Raw genomic sequence first — 26,225 nt, forward strand, 5'->3', positions numbered from 1 at the left:
AGATAGAATGGAGGTTGACCAATGAATAAACTACTACTTCTTGATGGAAACTCACTCACATATCGTGCGTTTTTCGCGCTGCCTCCGATGACGGATGCGAGCGGTCGAAATACGAATGCCGTGTACGGGTTCACCATGATGTTGTTAAAACTGATGGAAGATGAGCAACCCACGCATTTCGCGGTCGCATTTGATGCGTCGAAGAAGACGTTCCGGCACGACACGTATGCTGACTATAAGGGGGGACGGCAGAAGACCCCAGGGGAACTCCGCGAGCAATTCCCGATTGTCCGCGAGGTTTGTGAGGCGTTCGGGATCAAAGTGCTCGAACTCGACCAGTACGAGGCCGACGATATTATCGGGACGCTCTCAAAAAATGAGGCGTTCGATCAAGTGACGGTCGTCACTGGGGATAAAGATTTACTGCAACTGATTGACGATCGCGTCACCGTCTATTTGACGAAGCGTGGGATCACCGATGTGGAGACGATGGACGCGAAGGCGTTCAAAGAGCGCTATGACGGTCTCACCCCGCTCCAAATGATCGATTTGAAAGGCTTAATGGGGGATAAGTCCGATAATATCCCCGGAATCCCGGGGGTTGGTGAGAAGACGGCGCTTAAACTGCTCACGGCTTACGGATCTGTCGAAGGACTATATGAACATACGCATGAATTAAAAGGGAAACAAAAAGAGAAAGTCGAGGCGAACGAGCGGGAAGCACTCATGTCGAAACAATTGGCGACGATCTATACGGACGTCCCAATCGATATAAGCACGGACGACCTTACGTTCCATCCGTATGACGCTGGAAAAGTGAAGTCGTTGTTCATGAGCCTTCAGTTCAAATCGCTTCTGAGCAAACTGAACCTTGAAGCGTCGAGCGAGGAAGCGGTCGAAGCGCGTGAGGTGAATCATATCGCGATCGACAAGCAAGATTTGACAGAAGCGGTCCTCATCCTCGAGCAACTCCGTGACGACTATTTCGAAGAACCGGTCATCGGTGTGGCCATCGCCTCGAAAGCCGGCGTGACGGTCGGCGATGTGTCGCTTTTAGACGTCCCGGCAGTACGAGACTGGTTGGCCGACGAGAACCGAGCCACGATTTGTCTCGATGCGAAACAAACGATCGTCCAATTGAAGCGACATGGTGTGACGCTCCGAGGCTATGACGATTTGCTCGTCGCCGGATATTTGCTGAACCTGTCGGGCGGGACGACACTCGATTCGATTGCCGCTCATTTCGATTACACGTTACCGGAAGACGAGGCGGTTTATGGCAAGGGTGCGAAGCTGCACGTCCCGGAACAGGACGTGCTCGAGCAACATCTCGGCGAGAAGGCGATGGCGATCTTGACGCTGTTCGTAAACGTCGGCAAAGAACTCGACCAAAACGAACAGACGTCGCTCTATGAAGATTTGGAACGTCCGCTCGCCTCGGTGCTTGCAGAGATGGAGTGGGCCGGGATTCACGTCGACGTGGCGACGCTGAAAGTGATGGAAGACGATTTGCGGGAACGGTTGCTTCAACTCGAGGCGGAGATTCATAGTCTCGCCGGTGAGACGTTCAATATCAACTCGCCGAAACAGCTCGGCGTCATTCTATTCGAGAAGTTGGCGTTGCCACCGGTCAAAAAGACGAAGACCGGTTACTCGACGGCAGCGGACGTGCTCGAGAAACTCGCGCCGCTGCATCCGATCGTCGAACATATTATGCATTACCGTGAGCTCGGCAAGTTGCAATCGACATATGTCGAAGGCTTGCAAAAAGTCATCAAAGACGACGGGAAGATCCATACCCGCTATACGCAGACGTTGACGCAGACCGGACGGTTGTCCTCGGTCAACCCGAACTTACAGAACATCCCGATCCGCTTGGAAGAAGGGCGGCGCATTCGCAAGGCGTTCACCGCGAGTGAGGCCGACTGGATGCTGTATGCGGTCGACTATTCGCAAATCGAGCTTCGGATCATGGCCCACATGTCGCAAGATGAGAAGATGCTCGAGGCGTTCCTCCATGATGAGGATATCCATACGTCGACGGCTGCCAACGTGTTCCGAGTCGCGAAAGAAGAAGTGACATCGCTCATGCGTCGCCAAGCCAAAGCCGTCAACTTCGGCATCATTTACGGCATTAGCGACTATGGGCTGTCGCAAAACCTCGGCATTAGCCGAAAAGAAGCACAGACGTTCATCGATACGTATTTCGAGCAGTTCCCGGGTGTGAAACGGTTCATGGATGCCGCGATCGAACGAGCACGGGAACACGGCTATGTTGAAACGATGCTGAAGCGTCGCCGCAATATCCCGGACATCCATTCTCGAAACTTCAACTTGCGCGGTTTTGCGGAACGCACAGCGATCAACACGCCGATTCAAGGGACGGCCGCCGATATTATCAAAAAAGCGATGATTGATGTCGACGTGGCACTCCGTGAGTCAGGACTTCAGTCGAAGTTATTGCTTCAAGTCCACGACGAACTTATCTTTGAAGGACCTAAAGAAGAAATGGACTCGCTCGAGACGATCGTCAAACAAGCGATGGAACACACGGTCACCTTGGACGTGCCGCTTCGCGCGGACGGTTCGTTCGGTGAGACATGGTTTGATACGAAATAAAGACGAGAAAGGAACTTGATATGCCAGAATTACCAGAAGTGGAGACGGTCTGTCGCCGATTGCGGCCATTCGTCTCGGGAAAAACAATTGCAAATGTCGAGGTGCTCGACGCAAAAATCATTCGAGGTCACGAACCGGAGATTTGGAAACAACAGTTGCTCGACGAGACGATTCAAGACGTGGAGCGACGCGGCAAGTTCATTTTGTTCAAATTGACGAACGGCTATCTCGTTTCGCATCTGCGAATGGAAGGAAAATTCTTCCCGCATGACGAAATGGTCAGTCCGGTCAAGCATACGCATGTCGTCTTCACCTTCACGGACGGGACTACGCTTCATTATAACGATGTCAGGAAGTTCGGGACGATGGAGTTGAAGACGAATGAAGAGTTGTTTGTGACACCGCCATTGTCGCTGCTCGCCCTCGAACCGTTCGATCCTGAAGTGACAGCGGAGACGCTTCACAGCCGTCTGAAGCGGATGAACGTTCGTGCAATCAAGACGGCGCTGCTCGATCAATCGATTTTCGTCGGGCTCGGCAATATTTATGTCGATGAGACGTTATATCGGTCCGGTGTCCATCCGACCCGTCCGGCAGCGACACTCTCGCTTGACGAGGTCCGTCGGGTGCATCAAGAGGCTGTGGCCGTATTGACGGAAGCGATTGAACGAGGCGGAAGCACGATTCGGAGCTATACGAATCCGGATGGGGCGAGCGGGACGTATCAAGAGACACTGTACGTATATGGACAGACCGGGGAGCCGTGTAAGCGATGCGGCCGACCGATTGAAAAGATGAAATTAGGCGGACGGGGCACACATTACTGTCCGCACTGCCAACAGTAAGAGGTGGACATGATGTTGAAAATTGGTTTGACAGGTGGGATTGCGACAGGGAAGTCGACCGTATCCAGACTGTTTCGAAAGCAGGGCATCCCGATCATCGACGCCGACAAGATGGCACGGATCGTCATCGAGCCTGGCGGCAAAGCGTTCGCGGGCGTCCGCGAGGCGTTCCCGCAATGTTTCACGGGCGACGAGTTGAACCGGCAGGCGCTCGGACGAGAAATCTTTCATGATGACACAAAACGTCAGTTACTGAATCAGCTCATGCATCCGGCCATCCGAGAAGAGATGCTCGAGGAGATGCACGGATACGAGGCTGCAGGGGAGACGGTCGTCATATTCGATATCCCGCTCTTGTTCGAGGGAACGATGCGGGACCTCGTCGATTATACGGTCGTCGTCTATTGCCGTGAAGAGATTCAGCTGATGCGTCTCATGGAGCGCAACGGGTTGACGAAAGAAGAAGCGCTCGCTCGGATTCATGCGCAAATGCCAATCGAGGAGAAGAAACAACAGGCTGATTTTTTAATCAACAACAACGGTGCGTTAGGCGACTTGTCGGCCCAAGTGATCCGCCTCGTCGAACAATTTGAAGACATGAAAAAAGAAGGCGACTGACTAAACTGTACCCTGAGTAGTAGACACTAAAAAAAAGTCTACTGCTCAGGGTTTTTGTGTACACTGGACTAAATCATATTGGGAGTGAATTCGAGTGTCGAAGAAGATATTTACGTCAAAAGAAATAGATGCGCTAGCCGCAAATCCTTACGTTAAATCTGTGAGCCCGAAAGGGATCACGTATACCGATGAGTTTAAGGAACTTTTTATAGCACAGACGTTGGAAGGAAAGTTCCCTGTGGAAATCTTCCGGGGATGTGGATTCGATGTGGAGGTACTCGGTGAACGGCGTATGAGTTCTTGTAAAAATCGTTGGACACGAGCTTACCGAAAAGATGGGGTAATGGGGCTGCGCGATACACGATCAAGTAATTCAGGACGTTGGAGAGATAAAGAGCTGTCGACAGAAGAACGGTACGCGAAGCTCGAGGCCGAAAACAAACTGTTGAAAGCAGAGGTCGAACTATTAAAGGAGATCCGCCTGGCGGAAGGGAGAGGAAAGCTGGACTTAACGCATCGCAAAAGTATGAGCTGATTCAAGGTGTCATCATCAAGCACAAAATGAAGGGGATGGTCAGCCATCTCTGCCAGGTGGCCGGGGTGTCACGTCAGGGATACCACGCCTATTTCTCGGAACGGAGGAGACAGACCAGACAGGAGCGCGAATCGAAAGACGTGGCTCTTCGTGACCTCGTTCTGAAGGCGTTCCACTTCAAGAAGCGCAAGAAGGGTGCTAGGCAGATCAAGATGGTGCTGTCTGGTCATTTCGGTGTGACGATGAACCTGAAGTGTATCCGACGTATCATGCGGAAATACAACATCGTGTGTCCAATCCGCAAGGCGAAGCCATACAAACGGCTCATTAAGGCGACGGCCGAGCACCGGGTGGTGCCGAATCGCCTCAAACGCGAATTCAAACAGGGCACTCCCTACAAGGTGCTTCTCACCGATATCACCTACATATTTTACGGGAACGGTAAGCGAGCCTATCTTTCGACCATCGTGGACGGTTCGACCAATGAGGTACTGGCGCATCAACTCTCTGAGAACATCAATCTCGACATTGTATTGGATACGTTGAAGCGTTTACGGAAGAACCGGAGGATTCGCTTGGACAAGGACGCATTCATCCATTCAGATCAAGGAGGGCACTACACGAGCCCGACCTATCAGAAAGAGGTGAAGCGTATGAAGCTAGGTCAATCCATGTCCCGACGGGGCAACTGTTGGGATAACGCTGTCCAGGAATCATTCTTTGGACATTTCAAGGATATCGTCGAGTTAAAGGCCTGTACCACGTTCGATTCACTACAGCGTGAAATCCGAAAAACCATTAACTATTACAACCATCATCGTTATCAATGGAACATGAAAAAGATGACTCCCGTACAGTACAGGAATCATCTCCTTGAATCAGCATAAGTTTTTTTATTAATGTCCTTTACAAGGGGTACAGATTAGACGACGCCTTCTTTTTTTTGTTCAGTTGAGTGGGTCTGAGTCAGGCTTCCCTTTTTTCCACGTGTCGAAGATGGCGCGTCCGTCGCTCGGATGGCCGTTCGAATAGTAAATCGGATAGAGTGAGAAGAAGACATAATAGAACGAGAAGTATGCAAACTGATACGTGTAAATTGTCGGCTCGATCTCTCGCATCAAGATGAAGGCGTTCACGAGCAAGATGCTCGATAAGTTAAAAATTGAACCGCCCGCGTAGACGAGACTCCGCGTCAGGCGATTGCTGTACTTCAAGTCACTGAATTGGCACCAGGCGTCATAAAAATAAACGCGGTTAAATTGAAGGCGTCCGATTTTAAACAATTTTTTCCCGGTCCCAATCTCCATGTCGAGCGAACCCCCAAATAGTTTCGCGAAGAAGAAATGACCGAATTGATGGATAATCGTCACAATCGGTAAGATGATGAAAAATGAGATGACAAATTTATCTAGGTCTGTCCAATCAAACATATAGTCTTAGCTCCTTTCCAAGCTCTACACCAAATTTCCCTCTTTTTCAAATCTGAAACTGTAAAAAAAGTGAAAAAAATGTGACGATTCATAGTGAAAACGCTTCCATTTTTCCGTTATAATGGTGTCGTAACGCAGAAAAAAGGGGGATTCAGAATGGGGACGAAAGTTGCAATCAATGGATTTGGTCGAATCGGCAGAATGGTATTTCGGAAGTTGATGCTCGAAGGGCGTCACGACGTGGTCGCCATCAATGCGAGTTATCCGGCGGAAACGCTCGCGCACTTGATCAAACACGACACGGTCCACGGACCGTTCACACTGACGGTCCGAGCGCATGGGGATGCACTCGAAGTCGATGGTAAACGCATCATGATCGTATCCGAGCGAGACCCGGAGCGGTTGCCGTGGGCTGAACTCGGTGTCGAGATCGTCATCGAAGCGACGGGGAAATTCAATTCTGATGTCGGGGCGAAAAAACATTTGACGGCCGGTGCGAAAAAAGTCATTTTGACGGCACCGGGAAAAGGCGAGTTGCGGACGATTGTCATGGGGGTGAACGATCGGGATTATTTACCGGAGCACGATCACGTCATTTCGAACGCCTCGTGTACGACGAACTGTCTCGGCCCGGTCGTCAAAGTATTGGATTCGACGTTCGGGATTGAAACGGGGCTCGTGACGACGGTGCATGCCTATACGAACGATCAAAACAATATCGACAATCCGCATAAAGATTTGCGTCGTGCCCGTGCTTGTGGCAGTTCCATTATACCGACTTCGACTGGTGCTGCGAAAGCCATCGGGCTCGTCTTGCCGGAACTTCAGGGCAAATTGAACGGGATGGCGCTACGAGTGCCGACGCCGAACGTCTCGCTCGTCGATCTCGTCGTCGAGTTGCGTCGAGATGTGACGGTCGATGAAGTGAATCAGGCGTTCGAGCGTGCTGCACACGGGGAAATGACGGGCGTTCTCGGCGTCTCGAACGAACCGCTCGTCTCGATCGACTTCAATGGAGATGAGCGTTCGTCAATCATCGATGCCGATTCGACGATGGTGCTCGGGGGCAACCATGTCAAAGTGCTCGCTTGGTACGACAACGAATGGGGCTATTCGTGCCGCGTCGTCGACTTGTTGGACATGGTCGCGAGCTACCTGCAAATCGGACAACAAGAAACCCACGTCTGAAAAAATATATTTATCTAAAAATATTTTTAAAGAATTGAAACAAATGTCTTGTAACGACGTCCTAAACAAGATACACTCTAACTCGTGAACTTCAATTGGTCTGACAAACGCAACTTAAAGGGTTAGGACCTCTTAGGACTAACTTGCCCCCGTGGTTGTGGGCGATTCAGGCACAAAGTGAGTGATCATCAACTACTTTGAGACCATTGATGTAAAGGGGGATCCACTAATATGGATACTATGGGACGTCACATTATTACAGAACTTTGGGAGTGCAATCCCGACAAATTAAACGATATCGACTACATCGAGCGCTTGTTCGTCGATGCAGCACTTCGTTCGGGCGCTGAAGTCCGCGAAGTCGCTTTCCACAAATTTGCGCCGCACGGTGTAAGTGGAGTCGTTATCATTTCAGAATCACACTTAACGATTCACAGTTTCCCAGAGCATGGCTACGCATCAGTCGATGTGTTCACATGTGGGGATCGAATCGATCCAGCTACAGCCTCGCAATACATTGCAGAAGGCTTGGAAGCAAAAGTTCGTGAAGATGTGAAACTTGACCGTGGGATGGGACCGATTCGTGTTCCTGAAGCGCAAGTGGCAATCAGCAAATAATCAGATTGACCTTATGAGGCTGGCCGATTTTCGGTCAGCCCTTTTAATTGTTTTGTTAACCGCTTAATTTTGATATGCTTAACCTATATAAATAAGGTGTCGAGGTGGATAATGGGATTATTTGATAAGTTTCAAACACATGTCCAAACGGACGATTCGCATAAAAATGAGGCGTTACGGACGCGTTACGTGGCGGCATCGCCAAGCGCCGTGCTCACATGGCTCCGCGAACGGATTCAAGCAGAAGGTCAAACGGTTCGCCGGGTCGATGCAGACCGGGGCGAAGTGGCGTTTCATGGAGACGGATGGGACGCATTGGCAACCATCGTCCAAGTGGACGGCGGACGCACGGCCGTCGATTTTACATTGAACCGTGACCAGATGCTCGGACCAGACCTCGGTCAAATCGTCACCACATATTATGAGGCGCTATCCGTGAAGTTCCCGCTCCGCGCCATCGGGAATCAATCTGTCGAACGATAAGGAGGGCTGAGCATGCGTTGTCCTAAATGCGATCATAATGGAACGAGAGTGCTCGACTCCCGGCCAGTACAAGATTTCTATTCGATTCGTCGCCGTCGCGAATGCGAGGAGTGCGGCTATCGCTTCACCACGTTTGAAACGGTCGAACAGACACCGCTCATCATCGTCAAAAAAGACGGGAATCGGGAAGAGTTCAGCCGTGAGAAAGTACTTCGCGGGATTATTCGGGCGTGCGAGAAACGTCCGGTCACGCTGGAGCAACTTGAAGGTGTGGTCACGAAAGTCGAACAACAGTTACGCGCCCTCGGCCAGTCCGAGATTCCGAGTGAACAGGTTGGGGAGCTCGTCATGAACGAGCTCGCGCGGGTCGACGAAGTGGCATACGTCCGCTTCGCGTCTGTCTATCGCCAGTTCAAAGATATCTCTGTGTTCTTTAAAGAACTAGAAGATTTAATGAAGCAAGAAAAATCGACCAACTAAACGGGCGGCCTGCTGGTCGCCTTTTTTCAAGGGAGACCTACCATGGAAAAAGAACGCATCCTGTACGGAACTGACGAACTGTTGATCATGAGCACCGGACTCATCGATCGCGAGTCGTATCAGTCGCTGTACCATTTATATCAGCCGGTCATCGGAGTGAAGGCGCTCGCAATGTATCAGACGCTTTGGAGCGAGCTGAAGCCCGGGAAAATGAAATCGAACTATATGTCACACAGCGCGCTTTGTGAGATGCTCGATTACTCGATCAACGAGCTGACGGACTGTCTGTTCCGGCTCGAAGCGATCGGTCTCGTCCGGACGTATAAGACGAAAGACGAGCGCTTGACCCAGTACGTGTATCAACTGCGGGTCCCGCTCGCACCCCATACGTTCTTGAACGACGGACTATTGTCGAGTTTTCTCTTCTATAAAGTCGGAGAAGTCCGCTTCAAACAGTTACAAGGTCGATTCACGATTGATCCGTTGCCGGCCGGAATCGTTGAAGTGACGAAAGACTTTAATGAAGTGTTCGACGTCAAAGGGGTCAATCATATGGCGTTCACACAAAAGAACTACGAGAAACCTGACCGCGCCAAAATCGAGATCAACTATACGTTCGATATGGAAATCGTCAAAAAGTTGACGAACTTCCCCGTCGGCTTCTTCACGAAGAAGCTCGATGAGACGATCACGAAGCTTGCCTACGTCTCCCAAATCGATGAAGAGACGATGGCCGAGATGTTGAAGGAGTACTTCGTCCACGAGGCGTATCTACCGCTCAGCGAGCAAGAGAAGCGCGACGGCTGCCGTCAGATGGTGTTACAGTTGAAGAAAAAACAGACGCGCCATCGGAAAGTGAAGTCGGATGAGACGGAGAAGGCAGAAATCGGTGATTTGCATGACGTGACTGTCATGGAAGAAGCGCATCCGCATCAGTACGTGTCGACGTTACGGAAGACGCCACAGTTGTCGAAGAGCGACGAGCAACTCATCATCGACCTCGTCGATACGCTCGGACTCGCGCCAAGTGTCATTAACGCATTGTTCTATTACTGTATCGAAGTGAAGAAGCAGACTCGGCTCAGTGAGAACTACGTCATGCGAATCGCGACGAGTTGGAAGACGGCAGGCTATTTGAACGCCAAAGACGCGTTGGAACAAGAAGCGACGCAAGACGCGCTCATCGAGAAGAAACAGCAGAAGCGGGAGAACGTGCAACAGCGGACGACCGTCGGCTCGAGACGCAAAGACAAGACCGAGATGCCAAAATGGCTCGAGGACGAGGCGAAAGAGCAACGGACGTACGATCAAAAACGAAAACAAGAGCTCGAGGCATCGGTCCCAGACGACGCGGAACTCGTCAAGTTGTTAAATGAATTGAAAGAGAAAGGATGAGGGACATGGAACGCATCAATCAAACGCTCGCCCAAATGATGAACCGGAAAGAAGTGCGGGAAGCGTACGAATCGATTCGCCGGCGCACCCTCGAACATCCAGAAGTCGTCGCTTTTTTAAAGGCGCATCCGGAGTTAGACGAGACGGCGGTCGAGGTCGGCTTTACGAAGCTCAGTGAATATGCAGAACAGATGGACGGCAAGAAGCTCGTCGAGGAGCAAGCCGTCATCCCGGGCCATCAGCCGGTGCTCTATGTCGACCTCGGTCAAATCGCGATTCGTTATGAAGAGACGGTCAAGCATCGTCAAGCACGGCGCCAAAAAGAGATGGACCGGAAGTTTAAAAGCTTATTCTTGCCGGAAGAAGTGCGAGAGGCGAGCTTTGAATCGTTTGACTGGTCGGATGACGCCCGTAAAATCGCACTCCGTGAATCGATGCGGTTCGTCTCAGGCATGAAGACCCGCCAAAAAGTGAACGGCCTGTACTTACACGGCAGCTTCGGGGTCGGGAAGACGTATTTGCTTGCGGCGATCGCCAACGAACTGAAAGTGGCGGACATCGAGACGATTCTCGTCCACGCCCCGGGATTCGTCTCGGAAGCGAAACGAAAGATCCGGACCGATTCGTTCGACTCATTTTTGACGTCGTTCCAACACGTGCCGGTGTTACTGATCGATGACATCGGTGCCGAGGCAATCAGTCCGTGGGTACGCGACGAGCTGTTCGGGATCATCTTGCAATATCGCATGATGCATCGCTTACCGACGCTTTACAGTTCGAACTTCAGCGGTGAAGAGCTCGAGACGCACTTCTCGATCGACGGTTCGCCTCAGAACAAAATGAAAGCCCAGCGGCTCATGCAGCGCATCTCGACGACGACGACACAAATCGAATTAAAAGGTGAGAACCGACGTCGGTAAAGGGATTGTATTTCTTGAACGAGTTGACTATACTAATAATCATATAACCGATGCATCGAAGAGGACATGAGACGTCGTCACGGGTTTCAAAGCGAGGGAAGACTGGTGAGAGCTTCCTAAACACGCCGATCGCCTTACTCCCTCAGAGCACCGTACGGGCCAATCGTGCGGCGATTCACACTCGTTATCGTGTGTTCGAGCCAAGCGTTACGCTTGGGAACGAGGGTGGTACCACGAGAATCAAAGCTCGTCCCTTTCATAGGGATGGGCTTTTTTTATTTATTTTTAAATGTAGAGAGGGGAAGTTGACACATGATTCAATTGACATTTCCAGATGGGGCCGTCAAAGAGTTTGAGGCCGGCATCACAGCAGAAGAAGTAGCAGGTTCGATTAGTCCAGGACTCCGAAAAAAAGCAATCGCCGCCAAAATCGATGGTGAGATGATCGATTATCGTCGTCCGATTGAACAGGACGGTAAAATCGAGCTCGTCATGCCGGATTCGGAAGAGGGCATCGATTTGATGCGCCACTCGTCAGCCCACTTGATGGCCCAAGCCATCAAACGGTTATACGGGGAAGAAGGCAGCATCTACCTCGGCATCGGACCGACGATCGAGAACGGTTTTTATTATGATATCGAGATGGATCGCCGCATCAACGAAGAAGATCTCCCTGAAATCGAGAAAATGATGAAGCGAATCGTCGACGAGAACTTGGACATCACACGTGAAGTCGTGTCGCGCGACGAGGCGCTCGAACGCTACAAGGCGCTCGGAGACCCGCTCAAAATCGAATTGATTGAAGATATCCCGTCGAGCGAGACGCTCACGATTTACCATCAAGGCGAATTTTTCGACTTATGCCGTGGGCCGCACGTCCCGTCGACATCGAAGTTGAAAGTGTTCAAGTTGATGAGCGTGGCCGGGGCGTACTGGCGCGGCGACTCGGACAATAAGATGCTCCAACGCATTTACGGAACGGCGTTCGCGACGAAAGAACAACTCGCGGAACACTTGCGTCTATTGGAAGAAGCGAAAGAGCGCGATCACCGCAAGCTCGGGAAAGAACTCGATCTCTTCTTCGTGTCGCAAGAAGTCGGCCAAGGTTTGCCGATGTGGCTCCCGAAAGGTGCCTCGATCCGTCGGACGGTCGAACGTTATATCGTCGACAAAGAGCTCGAGCTCGGGTATCAGCACGTCTACACACCGGTCCTCGGTTCGGTCGACCTGTATAAGACGTCTGGTCACTGGGATCACTATCAAGACGACATGTTCCCGAAAATGGAGATGGACAACGAGGAACTCGTCCTTCGTCCGATGAACTGTCCGCACCACATGACGATTTATAAACATGAGCCGCGCTCATATCGCGAACTCCCGCTTCGCATCGCCGAGCTCGGCGGTATGCACCGTTACGAGATGTCAGGTGCGCTCACAGGCCTCCAACGCGTCCGTTACATGGTGTTGAACGACGGGCACACGTTCGTCACACCGGAACAGATGAAGCAAGAGTTCAAAGATATCGTCCACTTGATTCAAGAAGTGTACGCTGACTTCGGCATCAAAGACTATCGTTTCCGCTTGTCGTACCGTGACCCGGCCGACAAAGAGAAATATTTCGACAACGACGCAATTTGGGAAACAGCCCAACGCCAGTTGAAAGAGACGATGGATGAGCTCGGTCTCCCGTATTTCGAAGCGGAAGGTGAAGCGGCATTTTACGGACCGAAACTCGACGTCCAAGTCCGGACGGCGCTCGGCAAAGAAGAGACGTTGTCGACGGTCCAACTCGACTTCTTGCTCCCTGAGCGGTTCGACTTGACGTACACAGGACCAGACGGCAAAGACCATCGCCCAATCGTCCTTCACCGTGGGGTCGTCTCGACGATGGAGCGTTTCGTCGCATACTTGATTGAAGAATATAAAGGCGCGTTCCCGACATGGCTCGCCCCGGTCCAAGTCAAATTGATCCCGGTCTCACACGTCCACGACGAATACGTCGCGGAAGTGAAAGCAGAGCTCGTCAAGCGCGGTGTCCGCGTCGAAACGGACCTTCGGGACGAGAAACTCGGCTACAAGATTCGGGAAGCACAGATGAAGAAAATCCCGATGACGCTCGTCCTCGGAGATAAAGAACGTGATGAGCGTGCAGTCAACATCCGTCGTTATGGACAACAAGAACAAGTATCGGCCACGCTCGATGAATTCTTGTCGTCACTTACAGCAGAGATCGCCAACCGTTCACGTTAATATGTCGACCATCCTTCATTGGAAGGGTGGTCGTTTTTTCGGTCTTGAGACGGATGCGGAAGACTTCATCAAACACGTATGGTAGAAGAAAGGAGTGATTCATTTTGAATTATATGAAACCATTAGTGGCGTTGACGATCGGTTCGGTCGTCGCGACAAGCATGATTCCAAAAGTAAACGCAGAAGCCATCGTCGATGATACGATTGTCACACTCGGAGAGTCGTTATCGGCGAGCCAACGGGACTGGGTGCTCGAACGGGTTGAGGCACCGGCGGGGATTGAGCCGATCATCACGACCGCAGCCGATGAAGATAAATACTTAGGGGATGCCGTCCCGCAAGCGCAGCGCGGCGGGGGGATGTATTCATCAGCCCGCATCAAACTGACCGACGGGACCGGGCTCGATATCAAAACGGAGAATGTCACATGGGTGACCGAAGATATGTATGCGAATGCTCTCGTGACGGCAGGCGTCACGGATGCCGATATTTATATCACGTCGCCGATTCGCGTCACCGGGACGTCGGCTTTGACGGGCATCATGAAAGCCTATGATCAGACGGCCGCGGAGACGGGCATTCAATTGAGCGAGGAACGGAAAGACTTGGCGCAAGAAGAGCTCGCGGTCACCTCTGAGATCGGGAAGACGGTCGGGCAAGAAGATGTGGCCGGACTCATGAACGAGATCAAAGCAGAAATTGCGAATAAGGCACCGGAGACGAACATCGAGATTCGAGATATCGTCATCCAAGTGTTGAATCAAAACAACGTCCAACTGTCTGATACGCAGTTGACGCAATTGACGACGTTGTTCGAGAACATGCAGCAGGCGAACCTCGACTGGGGTGCAATCAGCAATGGGTTACAAGGGGCCGGTCAAGACGTTCAGGCGTTTCTCGAGACCGAGGAAGTCCAAGGCTTCTTCGCCCGTTTGTTCGAAGCGCTCAGCAACTTCTTCAAGTCGTTGACGAATTGAACGGGCTTTGAGTACATGACAAATGGTATTGAAAAAAGGGCCTCGGCCCTTTTTCAATACCATCGTTTATGGATATAGTCGCGAGCAGACTCGTGGTCGTCCACAATCTTCAACGTGATTCGGTTCATCTCTTCTAAAAGGTCTGTCAATACCGCTTCGAGCTTGGCATCACTCACGTCATGGTGGCGCATCGTCTCTTGTACGATGTGTTTGATTTGGTCGTGATAATCATGGTCACCTTTCACTTGCTGTCTCCAAGACACGGCCCATCCCTCCTTTTTTATTTTATTCCCTCGGAAAAGGTATTGCGAAACAACGAAATGACTGTTATCATCATAAAAGTGTGAGCTACCAATTATTCATGCGCGAATTCTTGACATCTTAATTCTATTGGTGTTAAGATGACATAGTGATTAAATACAACAAAGCAGAAGCGCCCGCTTCTCACCTCGTCCGAACAGCTTCGGTCAGGTCCATCATGTACGTGAAGCAGTCGAGCCTTGGTCTCTGCTGACTCCGAAATGATGTGTGGGCGGGAAACTGCCGACGCTTTTTTTATTGCCATGTTGTCTTATCAATCTAAAACTCGTGCAATCGCACGATGGAGGTGCTAACCATTAGCAAAGAGCTCTTTATCAACGAAAACATTCGTGCCCGTGAAGTTCGCTTAATTGGAGCGGACGGTGCACAACTCGGTGTGCAATCGCGTAATGAAGCATTACGTTTAGCAGAAGAGGCTGAACTCGATCTCGTCTTGGTCGCCGATAAAGCTAACCCACCGGTCGCTAAAATCATGGACTATGGGAAATACCGTTTCGAACTCCAGAAAAAGGAGAAAGAAGCGCGTAAAAACCAAAAAGTCATCCAATTGAAAGAAGTACGCCTCAGCCCGACAATCGAGGAAAACGATTTCCAAACGAAATTGCGTAACGCTCGCAAATTCCTTGAAAATGGAAACAAAGTGAAAGCGTCGATCCGTTTCCGCGGACGCGCCATCACACACTCGGAAATCGGCCGACGCGTTATGGAAAAATTGGCGGCGGAATGTGCCGACTTGGCAACAGTTGAGCAAAAGCCGAAGATGGAAGGACGCAGCATGTTCTTAGTGCTGGCTCCGAAGAAAGAAGATTAATCATCGAGTCATAGTGGGGAGGAAATACTCATGCCGAAAATGAAATCGCACCGTGGTGCTTCTAAACGTTTCAAACGTACTGCATCAGGTAAACTCAAGCGTTCACACGCTTACACAAGTCACTTGTTTGGTAACAAATCGACTAAAGCGAAACGTAAGCTCCGTAAAGGTGCTATCGTATCAGCTGGAGACTTCAAACGCATTCGCAACATGATCGCGAAGTAATACAGAAAGAATTTAGGAGGGAAACCATATGCCACGCGTAAAAGGCGGTTATACGACTCGTCAACGTCGTAAAAAGCAAATCAAGCTTGCCAAAGGTTATTTTGGCTCGAAACACATTCTATTTAAAGTAGCAAAACAACAAGTCATGAAGTCACTCATGTACGCTTACCGTGACCGTCGTCAAAAGAAACGTGATTTCCGTCGTCTTTGGATCACACGTATCAATGCGGCAGCACGCACAAACGGCCTCTCATACAGCCGTATGATGCACGGCCTCAAGCTCGCAGGGATCGACATCAACCGTAAGATGCTTGCTGAGCTTGCTGTGACAGATGCACAAGCATTCGCGTCACTTGCTGATACAGCTAAATCAAAATTGAACGCGTAATCGTTCAATCGACAGCGCCGAGACCTTATCTCGGCGCTTTCTTTTTTCAGATTTTTTCCTTAAACTTAAGATAAGGAGGACGTCCCATGGATCAATCAGTCTTAGCCATCGTCGCATTGGCGCTCATCGTCTTGAACGTCTACACCTATTTGCAGGCGAAACGTTATACGCTCGGAGAAGGTGATTTCAACGTCTTGTACGCGTACGCAGGCGGTGCGATCGGTGCCCTGTTCGGACTTCATTTGACGCGTAAAAAGGCGGTTCATGCCCCAAAACGTGTTCAAATACAAGTATTGATTTTGGCAGTCGGCTGGTCTTTAATGATTTTAGTACTGCTTTGAATGGAGAATAGGAGGAGCAACCGGTGAACTGGACAACATTGTTTGATCGGCAGCGTGAATTAGATGAGCGGATCAAAGAAGAACATCAATTATCCGGGAACCAATTTGATGAGCGTTTGCTTGCTTTGCTCGTCGAGCTTGGTGAACTCGCCAATGAGACCCGTAGTTTTAAATTTTGGTCAACGAAGGGCCCGTCGCCTCAAGACGTGATCTTAGAAGAGTATGTCGACGGTATTCATTTCTTATTGTCGCTCGGACTTGCCCTCGGGTATGAACGTGATTCGTTCCCGGCAGGTAGCTCGTATCTTGACGCGACTGACGCTTTTTTAGACGTGTTCCGCAAAGTGACGAACTTTGGTTTGTCGAAAACGGAACCGATGTACGAGACGCTGATGGCGGCTTATCTCGAACTTGGCTATACGCTCGGGATCAATGAAGAGTTGATGGCGATGGCGTATATGGCGAAAAATGAAAAGAACCATGAGCGACAAAATCAAGGTTACTAATCAAAAATCGAAGGAGCGATGCCCCATGAACGAATCATTACATATGTTGAAACGCTTGACGGATGCCACAGGTGTCCCTGGAAATGAAGGTGAAGTCCGCTCACTCATGCGTGAGTATTTAGAACCTCACGTCGAAACGTTCGAACAGGATGGGCTCGGCAGTCTGTTTGGTCGAGTGACGGGCGATGCGGAAGGTCCGCGTGTCATGATTGCCGGTCATATGGACGAAGTCGGGTTCATGGTCACGCGCGTTGAAGAGGGCGGTTTCCTCCGCTTCCAAGCACTCGGCGGCTGGTGGAACCAAGTTCTCCTCGCACAGCGCATGGACGTCGTCACACGCTCGGGAGAGAAAATCCCAGGCGTCATCGGTGCCAAACCACCTCACGTCCTTCCGGTCGAGGCACGCAAGAAGCCGGTTGAGATCAAAGACATGTTCCTTGATATCGGTGCAACGTCGAAAGAACAAGTGGCCGAGTGGGGCATTCGTCCGGGCGATACGGTCGTCCCGCATTGTGAGTTCACGGTCATGAAGAACGAAGATTTCTTGATGGCGAAAGCATGGGATAACCGAATCGGTTGTGCCATCGCGATCGAGGCGGCGAAACGTTTGAAGAACGAACAAGTACCAGGTGTCGTCTACACTGGAGCGACGGTCCAAGAAGAAGTCGGGTTGCGTGGCGCCGTCACGGCCGCCAACTTGGTCAAACCAGACGTCGCCATCGCCGTCGATACAGGCATTCCTGGAGATACGCCAGGAATGACACCGGCAGAAGGATTGTCGAAACTCGGGGAAGGGGTCCAAGTCATCTTCTTTGATGCGACGACCGTCACGAACCCACGCCTCATCGATTTGATTGTCGACGTGGCCAAAGAGAACGACATCAAGTACCAATTGGATTTGACGCCGGGCGGCGGGACAGACGCAGGTCGGTTCCATTTGTCTGGAGTCGGGATGCCGGCCGTCGCGCTCACGGTGCCGGTCCGTTATTTGCATACGAATGTCTCGATCATTCACAAAGCAGATTATGAAGCAGCCGTCGATTTGGTCGTAGCGCTCACGAAACGACTCGACCAAGAAACGGTTCAATGGTTGAAAGAGGGATAATATGACGAAAATCACGTCTACGAAAAGTGAGACGATCAAACGCTTAAAGCGATTGATGACAAAAAAAGGCAGACAAGAGTCCGGGCAATTTTTAGTCGAAGGGGAGCATTTGGTCGACGAGGCGATTCGTGCCGGACGACTCGTTCAGCTGATTATGGGGGAATCGTATACCCCGAAAGGATCGTGGCGCCTCGATGAGATGCCGGTCCTCGAACTATCGGACCATGTGGCCGACCTGTTATCTGAAACGGAGAAGACGCAAGGCGTCTTCGCCGTCGTCAAGATGGCCCCGGTCGAACGGAAGATGAAGCACGTCCTCGTCCTCGACCGGATTCAAGACCCGGGTAACCTCGGGACGATGATTCGCACGGCCGATGCGGCCGGATTTGACACGGTCCTCCTCGGCAAAGGGACGGTCGACCCGTTCAACGCCAAGGTCGTCCGGGCGACGCAAGGTTCGTTGTTCCACGTGAACGTGCGCTCGGTCGATTTGCTCGAGACGCTGCCAGAACTGAAGAGCGAAGGCTTCCATGTGTATGGGACCGCACTCGCGAAAGCGACGTCTTACGAACAAGTCGACTTCAAGGACAAAGTCGCGCTCGTCATCGGCAATGAGGCGCAAGGCGTCCATAACGACGTACTTGATTTATGTGACACGCGCGTTCATATCCCGGTTCTCGGCGATGCCGAATCATTGAACGCGGCTGTTGCGGCGGGCATCCTCATGTACCGGATCGCATTACAATAATCTTGTCAGCACTGAAAAATCGTGATAGGTTTATAACATCGAACAACATACCGAATAGACGTTGAAAGAGCATAGTACGCGAACTACCGAACGAGTACAGGGAGCATGGGCCGAGACTGCGAGCCGATGCCTTGGTCGGCGCCGAATTCACTCTCGAGTCGTGTTGGAGACAACACCGGGGTAGCATCCCGATATCGATGCTCTCAAGTGGGCCGATTTCGGCCAAGTAGGGTGGTACCGCGATTATTCGTCCCTTCAGTCATCGACTGGAGGGACTTTTTTTGTAGAGGAGGAAATAAGGATGAAAGAACAGTTAGAACAATTACAGCAAGAGGCATTGCATGAGATTCAGGCGGCTTCGTCGCAAAAAGAATTGAACGATGTCCGCATCAAATATTTAGGGAAGAAAGGTCCGATGACCGAGGTGCTTCGTGGGATGGGGAAACTTTCTCCTGAAGAACGTCCGGTCGTCGGAGAGTTGGTCAACACGGTCCGGACGACGATCCAAGACACGTTAGAGGCACGGATCGAGGAAGTGAAGGCGGTCGAACTTGAAGCGAAACTCGCGGCTGAGACAATCGACGTCACACTACCGGGTCGGACGGCGCTGCCGGGCCATACCCATTTACTTCAACAAATCGTCGATGAGATGGAAGACTTGTTCGTCGGGCTCGGCTATACAATCGCCGAAGGCCCGGAAGTCGAGACAGACCTGTACAACTTTGAGATGCTCAACTTGCCGAAAGACCATCCGGCACGTGATATGCAAGACTCGTTCTATATCACGGATGAGACGCTTCTCCGGACACACACGTCACCAGTTCAGGCCCGGACGATGCTCCAAGCCGACGGGAAACCGATTCGAATCATCTGCCCGGGGAAAGTGTACCGCCGCGACGAAGACGACGCGACACACTCACACCAGTTCATGCAAATCGAGGGGCTTGTCGTCGATGAGCACATCTCGATGGCTGATTTGAAAGGCACACTCGAAGTGTTCGTCAAGCAATTGTTCGGTGAGACGCGTGAGATTCGTCTTCGCCCGAGCTTCTTCCCGTTCACGGAACCATCAGTCGAAGTTGATATCTCTTGCTTCAAATGCGGAGGCAAAGGCTGCAACGTCTGTAAGGGAACAGGCTGGATTGAGATTCTCGGAGGCGGCATGGTCCATCCACGCGTTCTCGAGATGGCTGGCTATGACGCCACGAAGATGTCTGGATTCGCATTCGGGATCGGCGTCGAACGGATGGCGATGTTAAAACATGGAGTAGACGATATCCGTCACTTCTATACAAACGATCTACGTTTCATCGAGCAATTCTAAGGGGGAACACATATGTTATTATCGAAAAAATGGTTGAATCAATATATTGATGTATCAGACTTGAGCGGGCAAGAACTCGGAGACTTGATCACGAAGAACGGAATCGAAGTCGAGAGCGTCATCAGCCGCGCTGAAGGATTGTCAGGACTCGTCGTCGGTCACGTCCTCTCGTGCGAGAAGCATCCCGAAGCGGACAAGTTGAACGTGACGACGGTCGATATCGGTGCGGACAGCCCGGTGCAAATCGTCTGCGGCGCACCGAACGTCGCGACCGGACAGCACGTCATCGTGGCGACGGTCGGAGCTCGTCTCCCAGGACTCAAAATTAAGAAAGCGAAACTGCGTGGTGTCGAGTCACAAGGCATGATCTGCTCACTCGAGGAACTCGGTTTTGAGAAGAAGCAGATTCGTGAAGATGAACAGGACGGCATCCATACGTTCCGTGAATCGGTCGAGGTCGGTGCGGACGTCATCAGCTTACTCGACCTTGACGACGAAGTGATCGAGCTCGGGTTGACACCGAACCGCTCGGATTGCTTGAGCCTATACGGAATCATCCATGAAGTCGCGGCCATTCTCGAGCGCCCTTACACGCTTCCGTCGGCAGATGTGACGACGGAAGCACCAAACGCGGTCAGTGTCCGTCTTGAGACAGACAACTGCCCGTACTACGCGACACGTCGCGTCGATGGTGTCACAATCGGAGATTCGCCACAATGGCTGAAGAACGTCTTGATTGCCGAAGGTGTCCGGCCGATCAACAACGTCGTCGATGTGACGAACTATGTCATGCTCGAGCTCGGCCAGCCGCTACATGCGTTCGATACGGCGAAACTCGGGACGACGATTGCTGTCCGTCAAGCGCATGACGGCGAAGAAATCGTCACGCTCGATGACGTGACGCGCACGCTCGATGCCACGATGATGGTCATCACGGACGGTGAACGTCCTGTCGCCATTGCCGGCGTCATGGGCGGTGCGAACACAGAAGTCGATGCGACGACGTCGAGTATCATCCTCGAGTCGGCCTACTTCGCACCGGCATCGGTCCGGAAGACGAGCCGTACGCTCGGATTGCGTTCGGATTCGAGTGCCCGCTTTGAAAAAGGAGTCGACCCGGAACGGTTGCAACTGGCCCTCGACCGTGCCGCCGAGCTCATCGTCGAAGTGAGCGGTGGCACGATCAGCGACATCGTCGTCGCTGGGGACAAAGCTTCAGCGGCCCGGACGATCGATGTCTCGGTCGCCTATATCAACCATCGCCTCGGGATGGACCTCGAACAAGCGACGATCGTCCGCATCTTGGAGCGACTCGGTCTCGACGTGACCGGAGACGAGACGTTGACGGTCCACGTACCGTCACGCCGGCCTGACTTGGAACTACCGGCCGACATCACGGAAGAAGTGGCGCGCCTCTATGGGTATGACAGTCTGCCGTCGACACTCCCGGCGTCGCGTTCAAAAGGGTACCTCCCACGAGAGAACGTGTTACGTCGCCGAGTTCGTCGTGTCCTTCAAGGGACAGGATTGTCGCAAGCGATCACGTACTCGCTCACGAGCGTCGGACACGCCGCACGCTTCAGTGGGGAAGGCTCGGACAAAGTTAACTTGGCGATGCCGATGAGCGAAGAGCGCTCAGTGCTCCGGACCTCACTCGTCCCAGGTCTCCTCGAAGCGGCGCGATACAACACGTCACGCCAACAAGCGAATGTGCGCTTGTATGAAACAGGGCGCGTCTACGTGGAAGAAGGCGAGACGTTACCACGCGAAACGGAACGCGTCGCCGGTGTATTGACGGGGCTTTGGTACGACCATCGCTCGCAAGGCACACGTGTCCCGGTCGACTATTTTGTCGCCAAAGGCATCGTCGATACGCTGTTGCATGCACTTCGCATCGACGCGACGTATGAGGCGGCGACGATTGCGGATATGCATCCGGGCCGGACTGCGAACGTCCTCGTGGACGGACGTGTCATCGGCTATGTCGGACAAGTCCATCCGGGCGTGTCAAAAGAAGCGTACGGTTTGAAAGAAGTGTACGTATTCGAGCTCGACTTGGATGTGTTGCATCAGACGGCACAACTCGTCTACGAAGATGTGCCACGTTTCCCATCGATCTCACGCGACTTGGCACTCGTCTTGAAGCGGGATATCCCGGCGGGTCAAGTCGAAGCAACGATTAAACAGGCTGCCGGACCGCTCTTGATCGACCTCGCCGTGTTCGATGTCTATGTCGGGGAGAACGTAGGAGACGATGAAAAATCGATCGCCTTCTCGCTCAAATATCAAGACCCGACGCGCACGCTTCAGGATGAAGAAGTGACCGCGTCGTATGAAGCAATCCTTGCGGCCGTTCAAGCGGCCCACGGCGCAGAAGTTCGCGCCTAACCTAAAAAAGGTGTCCACCCCGTGTGGACACCTTTTTTGAGTTTACTGGACCTCGAGAGCCAAGTCGCCGAACTTCGTCCAACCGACGAGGCATGTCACTTTATACAACAGGAGCGTGATGACGGCCGGGAGGACGACACCCGTTCCGACGAAGATGAGGAACGCGTCCATTCCTTGCGCGGCAAGGATGTTGAGCGGGGCGATCAACGAGTTGAGGCCGAGCCCTGCGATCTCATATGGGACCTCGAGCGAGAAGACGAGCGTCGCGATCGGAGCGCTGATCATCGCCGCGATAAAAGGTGGCATGACGACGCGAGGGTTTTTGACGACGTTCGGGAACTGCACTTTCGGTGTGACGAAAAACGAGGCGACCAACCCGCCCGGATCCGTTTGGCGATACGCCATGAGGGTGAAGCCGACGAACTGGGCCGTACATCCAATCAACGCGGCGGCGCTGGCGACCGGGTCGAGCTGGAGCGCGATGGCGAGTGCGGCCGATGAAGCAGGCGACATGAGCATGACGCTAAAGACGAGCGCGATGACGAGCGATGTCGCGATTGGCGATGTATTGACCGAAGCGGTGATGCTCGCACTGATCGAGTTGATGAGCGGTGTCGTGACGGCGGCTGCCCCGACCCCGACGATCCCGCCGCCGAGGACGGCTGTGACCGGGACGACCATCATGTCGAACTTCGTCTTGCCGAGGACACGTTTACCAAGCCAAACCGCAGCCGCGGCCGCGATTAAAGCACTGATCGGTTGACCAGGTACGAGCACGAGCCCGCTCTCGGTCGGTTGGAGCGCCGCACCACCGACGGTTGCCGCAATCATCGCACTGAACAAAACGAGGGTATTGCCGCCGAGCTGGTAGGCGACACCGGCACCGAGTGCCGGGGCGAGCAACGATTTCGCGACTTGGCCGATCAAGACGAGTGTCTCGATTCCGGCCATCTTCCCAATCGTTTCAATCAAGAGGCCGACCCCGAGCGTGACAAGGACGGCGCTTGCCATTCCTGCTGATATTTTGATCATCCGATCCATTGCGTACTGTTTCACTTCCATCATCTCCTCTATGTGTATCGTTCCAATAAAAAAACCTATCCAGATTGGATAGGCGCGTCGGTCAAACCATGAGCGCCTCGTCCGAAACCATCGAAACAAGGGCCCAAAAATTCGTCTCGGTCATCGAGTCGATTTTCAGTCCCTCAGTCGAATAATAATCAGTAGGCCGTGTTGTGCATGGGTTTTCATCAGTGCCAGCTCCTCCGTTTGTTAAGATTTGTCTAAGAGTAACATGATATTTTTCAATAATCAATATTTTCTGAAAATTCATTTGAAAAAAATTGAAAACCACTCAAAAAGAAAGACGGCCCCTTAATCTGTACCCCTTGTAAAGGACATTAATAAAAAAACTTATGCTGATTCAAGGAGATGATTCCTGTACTGTACGGGAGTCATCTTTTTCATGTTCCATTGATAACGATGATGGTTGTAATAGTTAATGGTTTTTCGGATTTCACGCTGTAGTGAATCGAACGTGGTACAGGCCTTTAACTCGACGATATCCTTGAAATGTCCAAAGAATGATTCCTGGACAGCGTTATCCCAACAGTTGCCCCGTCGGGACATGGATTGACCTAGCTTCATACGCTTCACCTCTTTCTGATAGGTCGGGCTCGTGTAGTGCCCTCCTTGATCTGAATGGATGAATGCGTCCTTGTCCAAGCGAATCCTCCGGTTCTTCCGTAAACGCTTCAACGTATCCAATACAATGTCGAGATTGATGTTCTCAGAGAGTTGATGCGCCAGTACCTCATTGGTCGAACCGTCCACGATGGTCGAAAGATAGGCTCGCTTACCGTTCCCGTAAAATATGTAGGTGATATCGGTGAGAAGCACCTTGTAGGGAGTGCCCTGTTTGAATTCGCGTTTGAGGCGATTCGGCACCACCCGGTGCTCGGCCGTCGCCTTAATGAGCCGTTTGTATGGCTTCGCCTTGCGGATTGGACACACGATGTTGTATTTCCGCATGATACGTCGGATACACTTCAGGTTCATCGTCACACCGAAATGACCAGACAGCACCATCTTGATCTGCCTAGCACCCTTCTTGCGCTTCTTGAAGTGGAACGCCTTCAGAACGAGGTCACGAAGAGCCACGTCTTTCGATTCGCGCTCCTGTCTGGTCTGTCTCCTCCGTTCCGAGAAATAGGCGTGGTATCCCTGACGTGACACCCCGGCCACCTGGCAGAGATGGCTGACCATCCCCTTCATTTTGTGCTTGATGATGACACCTTGAATCAGCTCATACTTTTGCGATGCGTTAAGTCCAGCTTTCCTCTCCCTTCCGCCAGGCGGATCTCCTTTAATAGTTCGACCTCTGCTTTCAACAGTTTGTTTTCGGCCTCGAGCTTCGCGTACCGTTCTTCTGTCGACAGCTCTTTATCTCTCCAACGTCCTGAATTACTTGATCGTGTATCGCGCAGCCCCATTACCCCATCTTTTCGGTAAGCTCGTGTCCAACGATTTTTACAAGAACTCATACGCCGTTCACCGAGTACCTCCACATCGAATCCACATCCCCGGAAGATTTCCACAGGGAACTTTCCTTCCAACGTCTGTGCTATAAAAAGTTCCTTAAACTCATCGGTATACGTGATCCCTTTCGGGCTCACAGATTTAACGTAAGGATTTGCGGCTAGCGCATCTATTTCTTTTGACGTAAATATCTTCTTCGACACTCGAATTCACTCCCAATATGATTTAGTCCAGTGTACACAAAAACCCTGAGCAGTAGACTTTTTTTTAGTGTCTACTACTCAGGGTACAGTTTACCTTGCAGGACCGTCTTTCTTTAAGATGTGCTGGCGGCGAGTGAGCCGACTTGTTGATCGATGAACGCCATCGAGATCGAATTGAAGTGATCGGGTTGGTCAACGTTGACGACGTGACCCGAGTCCGAGACGACCTGGACGCGAGCCGTCGGTTGATGTTTCGCGGTCCGTTCGACAGCTTCGAGGAACATGTAGTCCTCATCACCCATAATATAGAGAATCGGTACGTTCGTCTCGATTGACGAGAAGTGACGAAGCAACGGATTCATATTCTCGGTCATCTTGAACCAGCGGATGAACTCGCGCTGGCATAGGTTGGCCGCGTCGCGGACGAACATCATCCGTGATTTTTTATGACGTTTTTTTGGTAGCAAGATCCACGCGAACAACTGATACAGCCACATGTACGGCACGAAGCTCTGCACGAGACTGCCAAGTCGAATCAACAACGTCGAGCGGACGTTGAACTTGACGATGGCCCCACCGAGCACGACGGAAGCGATTCGTTCCGGATGGTGCTCGAACATCGCCTGGATGACGATTGTCCCGAGCGACAGGCCGACCATATGTCCTTTTTCAATCTTCAAATGATCCATGACTTCGACGACGTCTTCGACGACGACGTCGAGCGTATATGCGTTCAGCGGTTGGTTCAACGACTGTTCTTCGTTGTACGAGCCGCCGTGTCCACGGAGATCGAGCAAGAGCACGTTATATTTTTTTTTGAACGGCCGAATTTGACGATACCAATGCGACAGACTTCCACCGGCGCCATGGATGAAGATGACCCAAGGATGGTCGTCGCTTAAAGTGTACGTTTTATAATGCAACATGAACGCTATCCTCCAAAAATTTTTAAGTTCATTAAACCCTAAA

26 protein-coding genes are annotated in these 26,225 nt (G+C 51.8%); 21 read left to right on the forward strand and 5 right to left on the reverse strand.

All coding sequences use genetic code 11. The annotated features are described in order from the left end of the window. Positions 1–21 precede the first annotated feature (21 nt). The 4 genes from polA (at position 22) to FED52_RS05210 (ending at position 5,504) form a co-directional block, all read left to right on the forward strand. Complete coding sequence (polA, locus tag FED52_RS05195; RefSeq protein ID WP_138859198.1) at positions 22–2,619, forward strand: DNA polymerase I; 2,598 nt, start codon at positions 22–24, stop codon at positions 2,617–2,619. 20 nt (positions 2,620–2,639) lie between these two features. Then, positions 2,640–3,464, forward strand: a complete 825-nt coding sequence (gene mutM, locus FED52_RS05200; protein WP_138859199.1) for a DNA-formamidopyrimidine glycosylase — start codon at positions 2,640–2,642, stop codon at positions 3,462–3,464. A gap of 12 nt (positions 3,465–3,476) precedes the next feature. Continuing rightward, complete coding sequence (gene coaE / locus FED52_RS05205; RefSeq protein WP_138859200.1) at positions 3,477–4,082, forward strand: dephospho-CoA kinase; 606 nt, start codon at positions 3,477–3,479, stop codon at positions 4,080–4,082. A 94-nt stretch (positions 4,083–4,176) separates the two neighbouring features. Then, a protein-coding gene (locus tag FED52_RS05210; RefSeq protein ID WP_138858667.1) for an IS3 family transposase occupies positions 4,177–5,504 on the forward strand; the annotation gives its coding sequence in 2 pieces (ribosomal slippage) (positions 4,177–4,576 and positions 4,576–5,504; 1,329 coding nt in all). A 60-nt stretch (positions 5,505–5,564) separates the two neighbouring features. Here FED52_RS05210 and FED52_RS05215 read toward each other — a convergent pair. Then, a complete protein-coding gene (locus tag FED52_RS05215) occupies positions 5,565–6,047 on the reverse strand; it encodes a site-2 protease family protein (RefSeq protein ID WP_138859201.1) in 483 nt (160 codons plus the stop codon). Positions 6,048–6,203: 156 nt separating this feature from the next. On the opposite strand from FED52_RS05215, the gene FED52_RS05220 reads away from it, so the two are divergent. The 8 genes from FED52_RS05220 (at position 6,204) to FED52_RS05255 (ending at position 14,358) form a co-directional block, all read left to right on the forward strand. Then, a complete protein-coding gene (locus FED52_RS05220; RefSeq protein WP_138859202.1) occupies positions 6,204–7,235 on the forward strand; it encodes a glyceraldehyde-3-phosphate dehydrogenase in 1,032 nt (343 codons plus the stop codon). Positions 7,236–7,466: 231 nt separating this feature from the next. Continuing rightward, positions 7,467–7,853, forward strand: a complete 387-nt coding sequence (speD, locus tag FED52_RS05225; protein WP_029595188.1) for an adenosylmethionine decarboxylase — start codon at positions 7,467–7,469, stop codon at positions 7,851–7,853. Between the two features lie 111 nt (positions 7,854–7,964). After that, on the forward strand, positions 7,965–8,336 hold the full coding sequence (locus FED52_RS05230) for a hypothetical protein (RefSeq protein WP_034778204.1): 372 nt from the start codon (positions 7,965–7,967) through the stop codon (positions 8,334–8,336). 12 nt (positions 8,337–8,348) lie between these two features. Then, positions 8,349–8,816: a transcriptional regulator NrdR gene (gene nrdR, locus FED52_RS05235; protein ID WP_021065634.1), complete on the forward strand. Its 468-nt coding sequence runs from the start codon at positions 8,349–8,351 to the stop codon at positions 8,814–8,816. 42 nt (positions 8,817–8,858) lie between these two features. After that, the gene (locus tag FED52_RS05240; protein ID WP_138859203.1) at positions 8,859–10,211 is read left to right on the forward strand and encodes a DnaD domain protein; all 1,353 of its coding nucleotides are present in this window, start codon (positions 8,859–8,861) and stop codon (positions 10,209–10,211) included. Between the two features lie 5 nt (positions 10,212–10,216). After that, positions 10,217–11,131: a primosomal protein DnaI gene (gene dnaI / locus FED52_RS05245; RefSeq protein ID WP_021065636.1), complete on the forward strand. Its 915-nt coding sequence runs from the start codon at positions 10,217–10,219 to the stop codon at positions 11,129–11,131. A 312-nt stretch (positions 11,132–11,443) separates the two neighbouring features. Next, positions 11,444–13,381 (forward strand): threonine--tRNA ligase, encoded by a 1,938-nt coding sequence (thrS, locus tag FED52_RS05250; RefSeq protein WP_034778201.1) that lies wholly within the window; start codon positions 11,444–11,446, stop codon positions 13,379–13,381. Between the two features lie 113 nt (positions 13,382–13,494). Continuing rightward, positions 13,495–14,358 (forward strand): DUF1002 domain-containing protein, encoded by an 864-nt coding sequence (locus FED52_RS05255; protein ID WP_034779979.1) that lies wholly within the window; start codon positions 13,495–13,497, stop codon positions 14,356–14,358. A gap of 53 nt (positions 14,359–14,411) precedes the next feature. Here FED52_RS05255 and FED52_RS05260 read toward each other — a convergent pair whose 3' ends face one another. After that, complete coding sequence (locus FED52_RS05260; protein WP_034778198.1) at positions 14,412–14,621, reverse strand: hypothetical protein; 210 nt, start codon at positions 14,619–14,621, stop codon at positions 14,412–14,414. 338 nt (positions 14,622–14,959) lie between these two features. Between FED52_RS05260 and infC the strand changes: the two genes are divergently transcribed. The 9 genes from infC (at position 14,960) to pheT (ending at position 22,515) form a co-directional block, all read left to right on the forward strand. After that, positions 14,960–15,490 (forward strand): translation initiation factor IF-3, encoded by a 531-nt coding sequence (gene infC, locus FED52_RS05265; RefSeq protein ID WP_021065640.1) that lies wholly within the window; start codon positions 14,960–14,962, stop codon positions 15,488–15,490. A 30-nt stretch (positions 15,491–15,520) separates the two neighbouring features. Beyond that, positions 15,521–15,715 (forward strand): 50S ribosomal protein L35, encoded by a 195-nt coding sequence (gene rpmI, locus FED52_RS05270; RefSeq protein ID WP_021065641.1) that lies wholly within the window; start codon positions 15,521–15,523, stop codon positions 15,713–15,715. 28 nt (positions 15,716–15,743) lie between these two features. After that, entirely contained in the window at positions 15,744–16,103 is a 360-nt protein-coding gene (gene rplT, locus FED52_RS05275) for a 50S ribosomal protein L20 (RefSeq protein ID WP_021065642.1), read from the forward strand. Positions 16,104–16,189: 86 nt separating this feature from the next. Continuing rightward, positions 16,190–16,444 carry a hypothetical protein gene (locus FED52_RS05280; protein WP_034778195.1) on the forward strand — a complete coding sequence of 85 codons (255 nt, stop codon included), beginning with the start codon at positions 16,190–16,192 and terminating at the stop codon, positions 16,442–16,444. 23 nt (positions 16,445–16,467) lie between these two features. Next, positions 16,468–16,950 carry a dUTP diphosphatase gene (locus tag FED52_RS05285; RefSeq protein ID WP_138859204.1) on the forward strand — a complete coding sequence of 161 codons (483 nt, stop codon included), beginning with the start codon at positions 16,468–16,470 and terminating at the stop codon, positions 16,948–16,950. Between the two features lie 25 nt (positions 16,951–16,975). After that, on the forward strand, positions 16,976–18,055 hold the full coding sequence (locus FED52_RS05290; RefSeq protein WP_034778191.1) for a M42 family metallopeptidase: 1,080 nt from the start codon (positions 16,976–16,978) through the stop codon (positions 18,053–18,055). A gap of 1 nt (position 18,056) precedes the next feature. Then, positions 18,057–18,803 (forward strand): TrmH family RNA methyltransferase, encoded by a 747-nt coding sequence (locus FED52_RS05295; protein WP_034778188.1) that lies wholly within the window; start codon positions 18,057–18,059, stop codon positions 18,801–18,803. Between the two features lie 301 nt (positions 18,804–19,104). Next, on the forward strand, positions 19,105–20,127 hold the full coding sequence (gene pheS, locus FED52_RS05300; RefSeq protein ID WP_034778187.1) for a phenylalanine--tRNA ligase subunit alpha: 1,023 nt from the start codon (positions 19,105–19,107) through the stop codon (positions 20,125–20,127). 12 nt (positions 20,128–20,139) lie between these two features. Continuing rightward, complete coding sequence (gene pheT, locus FED52_RS05305; protein ID WP_138859205.1) at positions 20,140–22,515, forward strand: phenylalanine--tRNA ligase subunit beta; 2,376 nt, start codon at positions 20,140–20,142, stop codon at positions 22,513–22,515. A 42-nt stretch (positions 22,516–22,557) separates the two neighbouring features. Here the strand turns inward: pheT and FED52_RS05310 are convergent, their stop codons facing one another. The 3 genes from FED52_RS05310 to FED52_RS05320 form a co-directional block, all read right to left on the reverse strand. Next, on the reverse strand, positions 22,558–23,580 hold the full coding sequence (locus FED52_RS05310) for a PTS sugar transporter subunit IIC (protein ID WP_034778182.1): 1,023 nt from the start codon (positions 23,578–23,580) through the stop codon (positions 22,558–22,560). A 348-nt stretch (positions 23,581–23,928) separates the two neighbouring features. Next, a protein-coding gene (locus tag FED52_RS05315) for an IS3 family transposase (RefSeq protein ID WP_138858667.1) occupies positions 23,929–25,256 on the reverse strand; the annotation gives its coding sequence in 2 pieces (ribosomal slippage) (positions 23,929–24,857 and positions 24,857–25,256; 1,329 coding nt in all). A 113-nt stretch (positions 25,257–25,369) separates the two neighbouring features. Beyond that, positions 25,370–26,182, reverse strand: coding sequence for an alpha/beta fold hydrolase (locus tag FED52_RS05320; protein ID WP_138859206.1), 813 nt, complete (start codon positions 26,180–26,182; stop codon positions 25,370–25,372). Positions 26,183–26,225: the final 43 nt, after the last annotated feature.

The organism is Exiguobacterium mexicanum (assembly GCF_005960665.1).
Taxonomy (GTDB): domain Bacteria; phylum Bacillota; class Bacilli; order Exiguobacteriales; family Exiguobacteriaceae; genus Exiguobacterium; species Exiguobacterium mexicanum_A.

Bases quoted from the DNA above. Each gene is read 5' to 3' on its own strand.
- polA (WP_138859198.1), top strand. From the start codon at position 22: ATGAATAAACTACTACTTCTTGATGGAAACTCACTCACATATCGTGCG.
- mutM (WP_138859199.1), top strand. From the start codon at position 2,640: ATGCCAGAATTACCAGAAGTGGAGACGGTCTGTCGCCGATTGCGGCCA.
- coaE (WP_138859200.1), top strand. From the start codon at position 3,477: ATGTTGAAAATTGGTTTGACAGGTGGGATTGCGACAGGGAAGTCGACC.
- FED52_RS05215 (WP_138859201.1), bottom strand. From the start codon at position 6,047: ATGTTTGATTGGACAGACCTAGATAAATTTGTCATCTCATTTTTCATC.
- FED52_RS05220 (WP_138859202.1), top strand. From the start codon at position 6,204: ATGGGGACGAAAGTTGCAATCAATGGATTTGGTCGAATCGGCAGAATG.
- speD (WP_029595188.1), top strand. From the start codon at position 7,467: ATGGATACTATGGGACGTCACATTATTACAGAACTTTGGGAGTGCAAT.
- FED52_RS05230 (WP_034778204.1), top strand. From the start codon at position 7,965: ATGGGATTATTTGATAAGTTTCAAACACATGTCCAAACGGACGATTCG.
- nrdR (WP_021065634.1), top strand. From the start codon at position 8,349: ATGCGTTGTCCTAAATGCGATCATAATGGAACGAGAGTGCTCGACTCC.
- FED52_RS05240 (WP_138859203.1), top strand. From the start codon at position 8,859: ATGGAAAAAGAACGCATCCTGTACGGAACTGACGAACTGTTGATCATG.
- dnaI (WP_021065636.1), top strand. From the start codon at position 10,217: ATGGAACGCATCAATCAAACGCTCGCCCAAATGATGAACCGGAAAGAA.
- thrS (WP_034778201.1), top strand. From the start codon at position 11,444: ATGATTCAATTGACATTTCCAGATGGGGCCGTCAAAGAGTTTGAGGCC.
- FED52_RS05255 (WP_034779979.1), top strand. From the start codon at position 13,495: ATGAAACCATTAGTGGCGTTGACGATCGGTTCGGTCGTCGCGACAAGC.
- infC (WP_021065640.1), top strand. From the start codon at position 14,960: ATGGAGGTGCTAACCATTAGCAAAGAGCTCTTTATCAACGAAAACATT.
- rpmI (WP_021065641.1), top strand. From the start codon at position 15,521: ATGCCGAAAATGAAATCGCACCGTGGTGCTTCTAAACGTTTCAAACGT.
- rplT (WP_021065642.1), top strand. From the start codon at position 15,744: ATGCCACGCGTAAAAGGCGGTTATACGACTCGTCAACGTCGTAAAAAG.
- FED52_RS05280 (WP_034778195.1), top strand. From the start codon at position 16,190: ATGGATCAATCAGTCTTAGCCATCGTCGCATTGGCGCTCATCGTCTTG.
- FED52_RS05290 (WP_034778191.1), top strand. From the start codon at position 16,976: ATGAACGAATCATTACATATGTTGAAACGCTTGACGGATGCCACAGGT.
- FED52_RS05295 (WP_034778188.1), top strand. From the start codon at position 18,057: ATGACGAAAATCACGTCTACGAAAAGTGAGACGATCAAACGCTTAAAG.
- pheS (WP_034778187.1), top strand. From the start codon at position 19,105: ATGAAAGAACAGTTAGAACAATTACAGCAAGAGGCATTGCATGAGATT.
- pheT (WP_138859205.1), top strand. From the start codon at position 20,140: ATGTTATTATCGAAAAAATGGTTGAATCAATATATTGATGTATCAGAC.
- FED52_RS05310 (WP_034778182.1), bottom strand. From the start codon at position 23,580: ATGATGGAAGTGAAACAGTACGCAATGGATCGGATGATCAAAATATCA.
- FED52_RS05320 (WP_138859206.1), bottom strand. From the start codon at position 26,182: ATGTTGCATTATAAAACGTACACTTTAAGCGACGACCATCCTTGGGTC.